The 13,569-nt window shown below is 62.1% G+C and carries 11 protein-coding genes, 1 tRNA gene and 1 pseudogene; 9 read left to right on the top strand and 4 right to left on the bottom strand.

Annotated elements, in window-relative coordinates; genetic code table 11:
* Positions 1-13 precede the first annotated feature (13 nt).
* The 9 genes and pseudogenes from fdnG (at position 14) to SINAR_RS0109495 (ending at position 10,330) form a co-directional block, all read left to right on the top strand.
* Positions 14-3,103 (top strand): formate dehydrogenase-N subunit alpha, encoded by a 3,090-nt coding sequence (gene fdnG, locus SINAR_RS0109530; protein ID WP_167333595.1) that lies wholly within the window; start codon positions 14-16, stop codon positions 3,101-3,103.
* Positions 3,100-4,071: a formate dehydrogenase subunit beta gene (gene fdxH, locus SINAR_RS0109525; protein ID WP_027998886.1), complete on the top strand. Its 972-nt coding sequence runs from the start codon at positions 3,100-3,102 to the stop codon at positions 4,069-4,071. The genes fdnG and fdxH overlap by 4 nt, the downstream gene beginning before the upstream one ends.
* Complete coding sequence (locus SINAR_RS0109520; RefSeq protein WP_027998885.1) at positions 4,071-4,757, top strand: formate dehydrogenase subunit gamma; 687 nt, start codon at positions 4,071-4,073, stop codon at positions 4,755-4,757. The genes fdxH and SINAR_RS0109520 overlap by 1 nt, the downstream gene beginning before the upstream one ends.
* Before the next feature lie 38 nt (positions 4,758-4,795).
* Positions 4,796-5,716, top strand: a complete 921-nt coding sequence (gene fdhE / locus SINAR_RS0109515) for a formate dehydrogenase accessory protein FdhE (RefSeq protein WP_027998884.1) — start codon at positions 4,796-4,798, stop codon at positions 5,714-5,716.
* Between the two features lie 4 nt (positions 5,717-5,720).
* A complete protein-coding gene (selA, locus tag SINAR_RS0109510; protein ID WP_027998883.1) occupies positions 5,721-7,121 on the top strand; it encodes an L-seryl-tRNA(Sec) selenium transferase in 1,401 nt (466 codons plus the stop codon).
* Positions 7,108-7,899 (top strand): tetratricopeptide repeat protein, encoded by a 792-nt coding sequence (locus tag SINAR_RS0109505; protein ID WP_027998882.1) that lies wholly within the window; start codon positions 7,108-7,110, stop codon positions 7,897-7,899. Before selA ends, SINAR_RS0109505 begins: the two co-directional genes overlap by 14 nt.
* Positions 7,896-9,875 (top strand): annotated as a pseudogene (gene selB, locus SINAR_RS0109500) (selenocysteine-specific translation elongation factor); the annotation flags it as partial. The gene SINAR_RS0109505 and the pseudogene selB, both read left to right, overlap by 4 nt.
* A tRNA-Sec gene (locus tag SINAR_RS1000000137150) sits at positions 9,837-9,932 on the top strand. The pseudogene selB and the gene SINAR_RS1000000137150, both read left to right, overlap by 39 nt.
* Positions 9,933-9,946: 14 nt before the next feature.
* Positions 9,947-10,330, top strand: coding sequence for a hypothetical protein (locus tag SINAR_RS0109495; protein ID WP_027998880.1), 384 nt, complete (start codon positions 9,947-9,949; stop codon positions 10,328-10,330).
* A gap of 50 nt (positions 10,331-10,380) precedes the next feature.
* Here SINAR_RS0109495 and SINAR_RS0109490 read toward each other — a convergent pair whose 3' ends face one another.
* The 4 genes from SINAR_RS0109490 to SINAR_RS0109475 all read right to left on the bottom strand — a co-directional run bounded on the left by SINAR_RS0109490 (position 10,381) and on the right by SINAR_RS0109475 (position 13,557).
* Entirely contained in the window at positions 10,381-11,448 is a 1,068-nt protein-coding gene (locus SINAR_RS0109490) for a transglutaminase-like domain-containing protein (RefSeq protein ID WP_027998879.1), read from the bottom strand.
* A 96-nt stretch (positions 11,449-11,544) separates the two neighbouring features.
* Positions 11,545-11,907 carry a hypothetical protein gene (locus SINAR_RS0109485; RefSeq protein ID WP_027998878.1) on the bottom strand — a complete coding sequence of 121 codons (363 nt, stop codon included), beginning with the start codon at positions 11,905-11,907 and terminating at the stop codon, positions 11,545-11,547.
* Positions 11,908-11,972: 65 nt separating this feature from the next.
* Entirely contained in the window at positions 11,973-13,022 is a 1,050-nt protein-coding gene (selD, locus tag SINAR_RS0109480) for a selenide, water dikinase SelD (RefSeq protein ID WP_027998877.1), read from the bottom strand.
* Positions 13,023-13,329: 307 nt separating this feature from the next.
* Positions 13,330-13,557: a hypothetical protein gene (locus tag SINAR_RS0109475; protein ID WP_027998876.1), complete on the bottom strand. Its 228-nt coding sequence runs from the start codon at positions 13,555-13,557 to the stop codon at positions 13,330-13,332.
* Positions 13,558-13,569: the final 12 nt, after the last annotated feature.

Raw genomic sequence — 13,569 nt, 5'->3', positions numbered from 1 at the left:
GGAGGCTGTTCAGATGAATGTAGACCTCTCAAGGCGCAGCTTTTTGAAGCTGGCCGGAGCAGGGGTTGCTGCAACGTCCCTCGGTGCGATGGGGTTTGCTGAGGCTGAGGCGGCGGTAGCCGCGCATGTCCGGCCTGCCAAGCTGACCGCAACCACCGAAACGCGCAACACCTGTCCCTACTGTTCCGTCGCCTGTGGCGTCATCATCTATTCGAAGGGCGACCTCCGTAAAGGTGAGACTGCCGATATCATACATATCGAAGGCGACGCGGATCATCCGACCAACCGCGGTACGCTCTGTCCCAAGGGGGCGGCGCTCAAGGACTTCGTGAAGTCTCCGACCCGCCTTCAATATCCGATGCACCGCAAGCCGGGCTCCGACAAGTTCGAGCGCATCTCCTGGGAAGAGGCCTTCGACCGTATCGCACGGTTGATGAAGGATGACCGCGATGCCAATCTCGTGGCGGCGAATGCCTCAGGCGTTCCGGTCAATCGCTGGACGACGGTTGGCATGCTCGCGGCATCCGCGACCACCAATGAAACGGCTTGGGCGACCTTCAAATTCGCCAAGAGTCTCGGAATAGTCGGTTTCGATAATCAGGCGCGCGTCTGACACGGCCCTACGGTGTCCAGTTTGGGCCCAACATTTGGCCGTGGAGCGATGACAAACTCCTGGACCGACATCAAAAATACCGATCTGGTCGTCGTCATGGGCGGCAATGCGGCAGAAGCGCATCCCTGCGGCTTCAAATGGGTAACCGAGGCGAAGGCAACTCGGGGAGCGAAGCTGATCGTGGTCGATCCGCGCTATACCCGCACCGCATCGGTGTCCGATTACTACGCTCCGATCCGCCAGGGCACCGACATCGCCTTCCTCAGTGGGGTGATGAAGTACTGCATCGATAACGACAAGGTGCAGTGGGAATACCTGAAGGCGTTCACCAACGCCTCCTACCTCGTCAAGGACGGCTTCGGCTACGAGGACGGCCTATTCACTGGCTACGACGCGGAAAAGCGCGACTATGACAAGTCGACATGGGACTATGCCCTTGGCGACGACGGCTTCGTCGTGACCGATCCGACGCTCCAGCATCCGCGTTGTGTCTGGAACCTGCTGAAGGAGCATCTGGCCCCGTATACCCCGGAAATGGTTGAGAGGATCTGCGGCACGCCGAAGGACAAGTTCCTCAAGGTGGCCGAGATGATCTCGGAATGCTCGTCTCCGACGAAGACGATGACGTCGATGTACGCGCTCGGCTGGACCCAGCATTCCAGCGGTTCGCAAAACATCCGTGCCATGGCCATGCTGCAGCTCATCCTCGGCAATATCGGAGTGAGGGGCGGCGGCATGAACGCGCTTCGCGGCCACTCCAACATTCAGGGATTGACCGATCTCGGCCTGATGTCGCACCTGCTCACGGGTTATCTGACGATGCCGACGGAAAAGGACGTGGACTTCACGACCTACATGTCGACGCGCCAGTTCAAACCCTTGCGCCCAGGACAGACAAGTTATTGGCAGAACTACAAAAAGTTCATGGTCTCCTTCCAGAAGGCCATGTGGGGCGACGCCGCCCGTGCCGACAACGACTGGGCGTTCAACTACCTGTCCAAGCTCGACGTGCCCGCCTATGATGTGCTTCGCATGTTCGAGCTGATGTATGCCGGCAAGGTCAATGGCTACATCTGTCAGGGCTTCAATCCACTTCTGGCCTTCCCCAACCGGGAGAAGAACACCAAGGCTCTGTCGAAGCTCAAGTGGCTCGTCACCGTGGACCCGCTCGAAACGGAGACGGCACGGTTCTGGGAAAACCATGGCGACTTCAATCCGGTCGATACAGCCTCCATCCAGACCGAGGTCTTCCAGCTGCCTTCAACCTGCTTTGCGGAAGATGAAGGGTCGCTGACCAATTCGGGCCGGTGGCTGCAGTGGCATTGGGCGGGCGGAACGCCTCCCGGAGAAGCAAAGCACGACACCTACATCGTCGCGCAGATATTCCTCAGGATAAGGGAATTGTACCGCACGGAGGGGGGTGCGTTCCCCGATCCGATCCTGAACCTGTCATGGGATTATGCCGATCCGAACGAGCCGACGCCGGAGGAGCTGGCGAAGGAAATCAACGGCCGGGCGCTGACGAACCTCATGGATCCCGCCGACCCGACGAAGCTACAGGTTTCGGCCGGCAAGCAGATCTTGAACTTTTCGCAACTCAGGGACGACGGTTCGACCATGTGCGGCTGCTGGATCTATTCCGGCAACTTCAACGAGCAGGGCAATAACATGGCCCGCCGCGACAACCACGATCCGGACGACACGGGTGCTTATCCCGGCTGGACATTCGCCTGGCCGCTTAACCGCCGCACGCTCTACAATCGTGCGTCGGCCGATTTGCAGGGCCGGCCGTGGGATCCCTCGCGCAAGCTGCTCGAGTGGGACGGCTCGAAGTGGACGGGTTACGATATTCCCGACATTGCGCCTACGGCCAAGCCGGACGAAATCGGTCCGTTCATCATGAATCAGGAGGGGACTGCACGGCTGTTCTCGCGCGGATTGATGCGGGACGGACCCTTCCCGGCGCATATGGAACCGTTCGAATCCCCCGTCGCCAACGTCTTCAACCCGAAGATGCGGGGCAACCCGGTCAGCCGCGTCTTCCAGACGGATGTGGCGCAGATGGGGCTTTCGGACGAGTTCCCCTACGCGGCTACTTCCTACCGGCTGACGGAACACTTCCACTACTGGACGAAGCATAACCGCGTGAATTCCGCGCTTCAGCCGGAATTCTTCGTCGAGATCTCCGAGGAACTGGCCCAGGAGAAGAATATCGAGAATGGCGGCTGGGTCCGGGTGTGGTCGAAGCGCGGTTCGGTGAAAGCAAAGGCGGTGGTGACCAAGCGCATCCGGCCGCTGACGTGTGACGGCAAACCGGTCCACGTGGTGGGCATCCCGCTTCACTGGGGCTTCACCGGCTCAGCGAAAAAGGGCCTTGGCCCCAACTCACTCGCGCCTTTCGTCGGTGACGCCAATATCGAGACGCCGGAATACAAGGCATTCCTGGTCAATATCGAACCATCGACGGCACCCGAGGAGGCTACGGTATGATGGACAGTCCTCGCACCGCTGTCAGCAATCCGCCGGTTCAGCCGATGGAAAGCAATCTCACCGAGCGCGATCTCGTGCGCCGCTCCGCGACCACCGACCTGCCGCCGCCGGAACGGCAGCTCACGCCCGTCGCCAAGCTGATCGACGTGTCAAAGTGCATCGGCTGCAAGGCTTGCCAGTCCGCCTGCGTCGAGTGGAACGATACGCATCCCGGAATCGGCGAGAATGTGGGGTATTATACCAACCCCCATGACCTCACCGAGGACATGTTCACGCTCATGCGCTTTACCGAGTGGATCAATCCCGAAACCGACAATCTCGAATGGCTCATCCGCAAGGATGGCTGCATGCATTGCGCCGATCCGGGTTGCCTCAAAGCCTGTCCGGCGCCGGGCGCGATCGTCCAGTATTCGAACGGCATCGTGGATTTCGTCCACGAGAACTGTATCGGCTGCGGCTATTGCATAAAGGGCTGTCCCTTCAACATTCCGCGTATCTCGAAAGTGGATCACCGCGCCTACAAATGTACCCTCTGTTCCGATCGGGTCGCAGTCGGCCAGGGTCCGGCCTGCGCCAAGGCCTGCCCGACCCAGGCGATCGTGTTCGGCACGAAGGAGGACATGAAGAAGCATGCGGAACACCGCATTGCCGATCTCAAGTCCCGCGGTTACACGAATGCGGGCCTCTACGACCCGCCAGGGGTTGGCGGCACGCATGTGATGTATGTGCTGCATCACAACGATAAGCCGCACATCTACTCCGATCTGCCGGACGATCCGAAGATTTCCGCCGTGGTGCAGGCGTGGAAAGGTGTGACCAAATACACAGGCCTCGCCGCGATGGGTCTTTTTGCCGCCGGAGCAATTCTCCATGGCGTCTTCGGGCGGGCCAATCGTGTACAGCCAGAAGACGAAGAGAACGCGGAAAGGCTCGTCGATAGCGCCGGAGGCCGCAGGGAGGACGCCTGATGACAAAGGCCAGCGATTTCGAGCCGGAAGACGCCATTCATCGCGGACCGCCAGTCACGGTCGACCGCTATGGGCCAGGCAAGCGCATCAATCACTGGATCACGGCCTGCAGCCTGATATTGCTGGCGCTTTCCGGACTTGCGATGTTCCATCCGTCGCTGTTCTTCCTCACCGGTCTGTTCGGTGGCGGGCAGAGCACGCGCATGCTGCACCCATGGATCGGCGTCGTACTTTTCTTCAGCTTCTACGTCTTCTTCTTCCAGCTTTGGAAGGCCAACCTCTTCACCAGAGCGGATAAGAGCTGGTTCACGGGGATTCGCGATGTCGTTGGCGGACACGAGGATCGGTTGCCGGAAATGGGCAAATACAATGCCGGGCAGAAGGTAATCTTCTGGGCGATGGCCTTGCTCATCATCGCGCTGATCGTAACCGGCGTCATCATCTGGGATCAATATTTCTATAGCTATACGTCGATAGAGACGAAGCGCTTTGCGCTCCTTGCACATGCCGTGGCGGCGGTGCTGATCATCTGTGTCTTCATCATCCACGTCTACGCGGCGTTTTGGACCCGCGGGACGTTCCGTGCGATGACGCGGGGTTCGGTCACCGGCGGGTGGGCCTGGCGGCATCACCGCAAGTGGCTCAGGGAACTGGCTGGACGCGGCCGGATCGATCCTGCAGAATAACCGAAAAGAAGCTGTGGCCGGTCGGTCCGCGAGGTCTAATGTCCGTATCCCCTGTACAGCCCGATCCCTCGGTGATCGGCGGCGTTCCCAAGGCACCGTTCGTCTTGGTGCCTAAATTGGCTCGCCTCTTCACGGATCGCGCAAATCGCTTCGAGGCACTTGCCGAGGACAATCACCTCGCGCCCTACCTCAATTTCCTTGCGGGGATCACGCGGATACAGAACGAGCTTGTATCCGCAATGCCGCCGCTGGAGCCCATACCTGCCGATCAGGTCGAGCGCGCGCGTGCGAATGCCATGCCGCCTATCGATCGCGCAGCGATGGCCTCGTCGCCGGATTGCCGTCAGGTGTTGCAGCAGTTTCTCGAGAAGGCGGACGGCCTCGAAAAGCCGGCTGCCGCCGCAGAGGCGCTAGCACAGCTCCGGGCGGCGGATGAGGAAATACTGACCTGGATGATCGGCAATGTCATGTCCGACGAGCTGCCGGTCGAGAACCTCGCTCACCACCTCTACGTTGCTGCCGCAATGCAGGTACAAGCGGTCCGCCTCGCTGCCGGTCTCGATGGAAGCAGGCTCGTGCCTGTCCGGGTCGGGGTCTGTCCTGCCTGCGGGGGCAGGCCGGTCGCATCCATGGTGGTCGGCTTTCACGGAGCGGAAGGCGCCCGCTATGCCTCATGTTCCTGCTGTGCCACGATGTGGAATGAGGTTCGGGTCAAATGTCTCGCCTGCGGCTCGACCAAGGGCGTCGGCTATCGGGCGGTTGAGACGGGAGGCGAAGAGGCGACGGTCAAGGCGGAGGTCTGCGACACCTGCAACAGTTGGGTGAAGATCCTCTACCAGAACAGGAACGCTTCGCTTGAGGCCGTCGCCGACGATGTTGCGAGCCTCGGGCTCGACCTGTTGATGAAGGATACGGAATACAGGCGGGCGGGTTTTGATCCGTTCCTGATGGGCTATTGATCCAATGTCGGGAGCTGCCGATCTTCGTGCTTTACCCTCCGTTGACCAGATGCTGAACGCGCCGGCCGTATCGCCGCTCGTCGAGCGATATGGCCGGGCCGTGGTGACGGACGAACTGCGCAGAGTGCTCGGCGAAGTCCGTCTTTCTGTGCGGAGCGGCGGTGTGTTGCCGGGCAGGGATGGCCTTATTGCCTCCCTGCTGACGAGGCTTGATGAGCGCGACCGCTCGAACCTTCGCCCGCTGTTCAATCTGACGGGCACGGTGCTTCATACCAATCTCGGTCGGGCGCTGCTTGCGGAGGAGGCGATCGAGGCTGCCGTCGACGCAATGCGCGAGGCGGCCGCGCTTGAGTTCGATCTCGATGGCGGCGGACGCGGTGAACGCGACAGCCATTTGCGGGAACTGCTCTGCGAACTGACGGGGGCGGAAGATGCCACTGTCGTCAACAACAATGCCGCGGCTGTCCTGATCGCTCTCAACTCGATCGCCGCCGGGCGTCAGGCGATCGTTTCGCGGGGTGAACTCATCGAGATCGGCGGCGCTTTCCGTATGCCGGACATCATGGAGCGCGCCGGCGTCGATCTCGTCGAAGTTGGCACCACCAACCGGACCCATGCCAAGGACTATGTCAAAGCGATCCGGCCCGAGACGGCTTTGATCCTCAAGGTTCATACTTCGAACTACCGGATCGAAGGCTTTACCGCGGAGGTGCGTGGTGCCGAGCTTGCGGCGATCGCCCATGAAGCAGGTGTGGTGCTACTCAACGATCTCGGTTCGGGCAGCCTGGTCGACCTGTCGCGTTACGGTCTTGGTAAAGAGCAGACGGTGCGCGAGGCAGTCGCCGAAGGAGCCGATCTGGTCACCTTTTCGGGGGACAAATTACTCGGCGGCCCGCAGGCCGGCTTTATCGTCGGCCGCAAGGACCTGATCGCTGAGATCAACCGGAATCCGCTGAAGCGGGCGTTGCGTGTCGACAAGATCCGGATCGCGGCGACAGCTGCTACCTTAAAGCTCTATCGAGATCCGGATCGGTTGGCTTCCCGCCTGCCGACGCTTTTCATGCTCTCCCGGCGCGAACCGGAGGTGCGGGCACAGGCGGAGCGGCTCGCACCGCAGGTCGGCGCGCTGCTGGCGCCGAGCGGCTACGCCGTCGAGGTCTGCAGTTGTTCTAGCCAGATCGGCTCCGGGGCGCTGCCGGTCGATACGATTCCGAGCGCCGGCCTGAGAATCGTTGCACCCGGCGGGAATGCACTCGAAGCGCTCGCAGCTTTGTTCCGGTCTCTGTCCCGTCCGATCCTGGGGCGCCTGCAGGACGGCGCGCTGGTCCTGGATCTGCGCTGTCTGTCCGATGAGGCGCAATTCTTAAAAACCCTGTCTGAGGGCACCGGCCATGCGGTGGCTTGAGCACCTTCGACGACAGAAACCCCGGACGGCTGAAGCCGATCCGATGGACGAGGCGCTGGCAGCTGCCAAAGCCGGCGACTACGAGACGGCGTTACGCATCTGGGAGCCCTTGGCGCGTGCCGGGGTGGCGCGGGCGCAGAACAATATCGGCGCCTGCTTCGCCGAAGGACTAGGGGTGCCGAGGAATCGTGAACTGGCCCTCGGATGGCTGCGCTTGGCGGCCGAGGCCGGCGATCCGGTCGGGGAACGCAACTATGCCGCCTTGCACGTGCAAGGGCTCGACGGCGCCGGCGCCGACTACGACACCGCAGCCGAATACTACCGGCGCGCTGCTGAAAAGGGCGACGCGCCGGCCCAGGACATGTTGAGCTGGCTGCTGCTGGAAGGCGAGATCATGGCCGCCGATCCGATCGAAGCGCGACGCTGGGCGGAATGTGCCGCCGAGGCCGGAATAGCGTCCTCGATGACGCGGCTCGGCATGCTCCACCACAACGCGCTCGGTGTCGAGCGGGACCCGGAAAAGGCCGTCCACTGGTGGCTGAAGGGCGCGGAGAAGGGCGACGCAGACGCACAGGCGATGCTGGGGGCGGCCTGCCACATGGGCGCCGGCACCATACGGGATGACGTAGCGGCTTTGGCCTGGCTGATCCGGGCGAAGAACGGCGGTAGCGCGCTGGCAGAGCCCTTCATGGGACCGGTTCGTGACAGTCTTTCGCCCGCGCAGGTCCAGGAAGCGGAGCGCCTTGCCGAGGAGCCGCTTTCAGGGGGGACGCCATGATCGTTGGCACGGCCGGACATATCGATCATGGCAAGACGACGCTCGTCAAGGCGCTGACCGGCGTCGACACCGATCGCCTCAAGGAAGAAAAGACGCGCGGCATCACCATAGACCTCGGCTTTGCCTATGCCCGATTTGCGAAGGACGCCGTTACCGGATTTGTCGACGTCCCCGGTCACGAGCGCTTCATTCATACCATGCTCGCCGGAGCAGGCGGCATTGACTATGCCATGCTGGTGGTTGCGGCAGACGATGGCATCAAACCCCAGACCCTCGAACACGTCGCGATTCTCGATCTGCTCGGCGTCAGCCGCGGACTGGTCGCAATCACCAAGGCAGACCTTGCGGATTCTGCCCGCCTCGAGAGCCTCGCGGCCGAAATAGGCGCAGTTCTTGCGTCGACGAACCTTCGCGACGCAGAGATAATTCCTGTTTCTGCGACCACCGGGCGGGGGATCGAATTGTTGAAGGACCGGCTGGCGGCTGCCGAACGCGCGACCGTCGTGTCGAGTGCCGCTGGCCGTTTCCGGCTCGCCGCCGACCGTAGTTTCACGCTTTCAGGCACCGGCACCGTGGTCACCGGAACCGTGCTTTCGGGTTCTGTCGGCGTCGGCGACCAGGTGACAGTCTCGCCGGCGGGTCGATCTGCGCGCGTGCGTTCCATACATGCTCAGAACCAGCAGACCGAGCGCGGCTTTGCCGGGCAGCGCTGTGCGCTCAATCTTGCGGGCGAGGGGATTTCGAAGGACTCGATCAACCGTGGCGACATGGTGGTCGATCCTTATCTGCATGCCCCGAGTGATCGGATCGACGCGGATCTGTCGGTGCTTGAAAGTGAGGCGAAGCCGATCGGCGAATGGTTCTCAGCCCGGCTCCACCATGCGAGCGCCGAGATCGGTGTTCGTATCGTCCCGCTGGAAGGACCGCTGTTACCGGGCCAGAACGGGAGGGTTCAACTCGTTCTGGACCGTCCGATCGCGGCCGCTGCCGGCGACCGTTTCGTCCTGCGCGACGTTTCGGCCCGGCGCACGATCGGTGGTGGACAGTTTCTGGATCTGCGGGCGCCTTTGCGCAAGCGGCGTTCTCCCGAGCGGCTGAATCTCCTGAAGGCCGCGTCTGTGAAACGTGCTGGCGACGCGCTCGCTGCATTGCTCGATGTTCCGCCTTTTCTCGTCGATCTTGACGCCTTTGCCCGCGACAGGGCGCTGTCGGAAGCGGAACTGCTGACCGCGACCGAGTTCGCGGCGGCCGAGGTGATCCAAAGCCAGGCGTCACGCCATGCGCTGTCCAAGCGCCAGCGAGCCGCGTTTTCCGACGAGGTCCAGCGCGTGTTGGGCACCTTTCATGTGGAGAATCCCGATCTGCAGGGCATCGGTCGCGAACGTCTGCGGCTGCAGGTCACGCCGCGGCTTCCCTCGCCGGCCTTTCTGGTAGCACTTAGGGCCGAACAGGCAGGAGGGCGCCTGGTGCTCGAAGGCGCGTTCGTCCGATTGCCGGGCCACGAGGTCCGATTGAGCGACAAGGAAGAGGACCTCTATGCCAGGATCCTTCCGCATCTGGAGGGCGAGGAGAGATTCCGCCCGCCTCGAGTTCGCGATTTCGCCGAGATGCTGGGCGTCGACGAACGAGAGATACGCCGCGTTCTGAAGCTTTGTGCACGTCTCGGCCGGGTCGACCAGATTAGGCACGACCATTTCTTCGCCCGTCAGACGACAGCGGAAATGGTCGGGATCATCAGGGAAATCGCCGCCAATGCCGATCGGGGCGAATTTCCCGCAGGTCTCTTTCGCGACCGCGTCAACAACGGTAGAAAGGTTGCGATCGAAATCCTCGAATTCTTCGATCGTCAGGGAGTGACGATTCGACGTGGCGACATCCGTCGGATCAACCCGCACAGGCTCGATCTTTACGACGAACCTGTTCCTGAAGCAGGTGAGGGAAGAGATTCGTCCCCGGTGGGGCGTCCGGACTTCAAATCCGGGTGGGGCAGCGAGGCTGTCTTGGGTGGGTTCGACTCCCATTCTCTTCCGCCATCAGGAGACCGCTCGTGAGCGCCGGGCCGCATGCGACCGATTTCGACGAGTGGGTAATCTCGACCTATGGAGACGTCGGCTCGTTCACCATGCTCTTCGTGCTGCTGCGGATCGGAGAGACCAGTGTCGATCTGCTGCGGTCGGCCTATCTTCATGTCCTCGGGGACGAGTTGCGTTGGCCGGAAATGGTAAGGCTTTTCCGCAGTGCCGATGTCGACTGGTCGGGCGTCGTCTTCTACCGGGCCGGCCGCGAAGGCCTCGTGGAGGATCAGCAGGCGAAGTCGAGGCTTGCTTCGCTTGTTTTCAAGCTCAACGAGGACCGTTCTCTGATCCGGGAAGGGGAATTGTTCAACGCCGACGGATTGCGGTTGACGATCGAGGAAATCAAACCGCATTGATCGATCTCGATGCGGCTTGGCTTTGTGCGTTCGAACGTCGGTCCGGTTCTTCAGGCCGTTATTTCCCTGGAAGTGATCGAATAGGCGAAGGTCTGCGGATTGAGGCAGTCCAGTTCGCCACGCGAGGTAACGGCGGCAGGATACATCAGAAAGCCCTGCTGCAGCTCTCCACCGGGCAGGACGAGATCGCGCGCCGTGTTGTATCCTACCCAATTCATCTCCCATTGGCCGTAAGCTTTTTCGCGGAAAGCGCGGACGGCGGGATTGTCGAGGGGCAGGTTTTCTTCGAGCACGACCTTGCGGACGTCAGCCGGATCGACTGGAACCCAGCCATGAGCGTCGAGATAGACTTCGGCACGACAATGCTGCGCCCTGGTGATGTCGCCCGAACGGCCGAGGCTCTTGAAATCGGCGGAATCGGCCACACGGATGCCGAAAACGTCGCGAGCGGGCAGGCCGGCGGCGCGGGCGAGCGCCACAAAGAGGCTTGATATGTCTGCGCATTTGCCGCCGAAATAGCCGCTTTCCAGCATGTCCTTGACATTGCCGACGCCGCAGCCGTCGATATTCGCATCGCGGAAAGTGTTGTCGATCACCCAATCGTAAATCGCCCGAGCGCGATCTTCGGGACGATTCCGGCCTTGTACGATGCGCATGGCCGTCGTCTTGACGATGCCGTCCACGGGCATGCTGGGGGTTCCGCGCAACTCGTGCTGAAGTTCCGCGTCCGCGGCGGCGAGCTTGCCTGTCACGCGACGATTGCGCGTGGCCACGCGCTGGGTGACCTCGATGACGCGTTGTGGTCCGCCTTGCCAGATTACCCGGAGAATGCCGGCGCCGGAGGCGGGGTCTTTGTCGATGCGGATGTCGGTGCTGTTCGACGCCCAACGCGGAGTGTCCGCTTTCTGATAGTCGAGTGCAGACTGGATGACCGGCAGCCAGAGCTGGGCCGGACCCTCGGCGGGCTGAAGGTCGATCCTGGTGACAATCTCGAAAGTGCGCCAGCCGGTCCCGGTTACGGCCTCCTCAGCACGCGCCTGCGTGCCACCTCTTGAAACCCAGGCAGTTGCGATTGCGGCTGTCGCAGCATTCGTCAGAAATCGGCGGCGGTCCAGCATGGTCTCAGCTCCCGTCTGATCACGGCGTGATAACTCGCTGACAAAAATACTACCATGCTTACCGCTTGGGAACAGACGATCGCCGCGGCGGTACTTTCAGCAATCCGCCGGTGGCGGAGTTCCGGGTGCCGATGGTTCGGGCGCCGTGGCGAGATCGATGCCGCGCGCCGTCGGCGGCTGCCAGGTTGTCGAGCCCGCAGCCGCCCCTTGAGGATTGGTCCCGATATGCGCGCCACCCGTGCCTCCAGTCCAGCCGGTCGATCCGCTGTTACCGGGCGCGGTGCCGTCAGCGCTGGCGCGGTCCGGGGCCGTTGCCGGCTCAGCCTTGCCGGCAGCTGCGGCACAATCGGTTTTCTCATTCGGGCCCTGTGCCGATGCAGGGTCCGGGGACATGGCGATCAGCAGGCAGAAAGTGGCCAAAGCAAGCATGAACGGCCGGATCAGCGCGAGGTTGCTCATGGCGATCTCCTTTTCACCGTCCACCAACGACGTTCGGGGGCGGTTGTTCCCCGAAGCAATCGAGATTAGGGGATCACTTTGATTCGGGCCGCACCGGCCTGTGCGGTTCCGACAATATTCGCAAGCGGATAGCCCGCGAGGCGGATCCTCTCGACGAATGCGCCAGCCTTTTCCGGCGCGCATGCGACCAGCAGACCGCCCGAGGTCTGCGGGTCGGCAAGCAGCAGGCGCTGCCAGTCCGGCAGGTTGTCGGGAAGCACGACGTCGGCGCCGTAGCTCGCCCAGTTACGCGCCGAGGCACCGGTGATGAAGCCCTGTTCCGCGAGCATGTAAGCTTGTGACAAGGAGGGGACAGCGGAAAGGCTTAGGGTGAGGGAAAGCTGAGACGCCCGGGCCATCTCCAATCCATGACCGAGGATTCCGAAACCGGTGACATCCGTCAGCGCGTGGACATCCGGGTCGGCGGCGAGGTCCGCACCGATGCGATTGAGCAGCGTCGTCGAGCCGATCATTTCCTCGTAGCAGCCGGGCGGCAGCGCATTCTTCTTGATGGCTGCCGAATAGATGCCGACGCCGATCCCTTTGGTCAGGATGATCGCGTCGCCGGGTTTTGCGCCGCCGTTGCGACGAACCTCGCTCGGATGACAGAGGCCGATGACGGCGAGGCCGTAGATCGGTTCGACGGAATCGATGGAATGTCCGCCGGCCACGGGAATGCCCGCCTCGGCGCAGATCGAAGCGCCGCCCTCGAGAATCTTCGCGATCGTCGTCGAATCGAGCTTGTTGATCGGCATGCCGACGATCGCCAATGCCAGGATCGGCTTTCCGCCCATGGCATAGACGTCGGAAATGGCATTGGTCGCGGCTATCCGCCCGAAGTCTCGCGGGTCGTCGACGATCGGCATGAAGAAATCGGTGGTGGCAATTACGCAGGTGCTGTCGTCGACCTGCCATACGGCCGCATCATCGGCCATATCGTTGCCGACGAGGAGCTGGGCGAACGGCTGGGCAGCCGGTTGAGTGGCAAGAAGCTGCTGTAGAACCGATGGCGCGAGCTTGCAGCCGCAACCGCCACCGTGAGCGAGGTCCGTGAGACGGGGAGCAAGGGTGTTCATCGATCCTCCAGCGGAGTCGTTAACCTGCCGCGACATACTCGTCTACTCACCTGATAAACGCGAGAAACACGTCCGTCCCAATTTGACCTGGATAGGCCGACGTGTCCTCGCCGAGGCTCTGGCGATCAGAATAACCCGAAGGACAAGCAGACCGCCAGCCGTATCCATTGCTTTCCCTATAGTCCGACTAGCCTGATGGCTGCGGCGTAGCACGTCGATGAGGCTCGACTTCGCTCGAGGGCGCAAGCAGCTCTTGTTCGGACTCCCGTTCGAAGATCGCCGGCAGCCAGCCTGCACAGTCTTGTGTTTACTGCTGCGGAGCTGCCGGCCCGGGTATCGGCGACGAGTGCCGAGGCCTGGGCTGGGGCACGGCGCGAAAGCGCACAGGATGAGCCACCCAGTCAAACGGCAGCGGCAGCGGGACGATGCAACCGGTGATCAGGGTCTGTTCTCCATTGGAAACTTCAAAGACTATCCCCGGACGTTCCATGGTCTTGCAGTCGGGCCAGCGTTCAAAATCGATCCATTCGCTCATGGCTTATCCAAT

This window comes from Sinorhizobium arboris LMG 14919, from assembly GCF_000427465.1.
GTDB classification, from domain to species: domain Bacteria; phylum Pseudomonadota; class Alphaproteobacteria; order Rhizobiales; family Rhizobiaceae; genus Sinorhizobium; species Sinorhizobium arboris.
The sequence above is the reverse complement of the archived record's forward strand: the minus strand, read 5'-3'. Positions and strand labels throughout refer to the sequence as shown.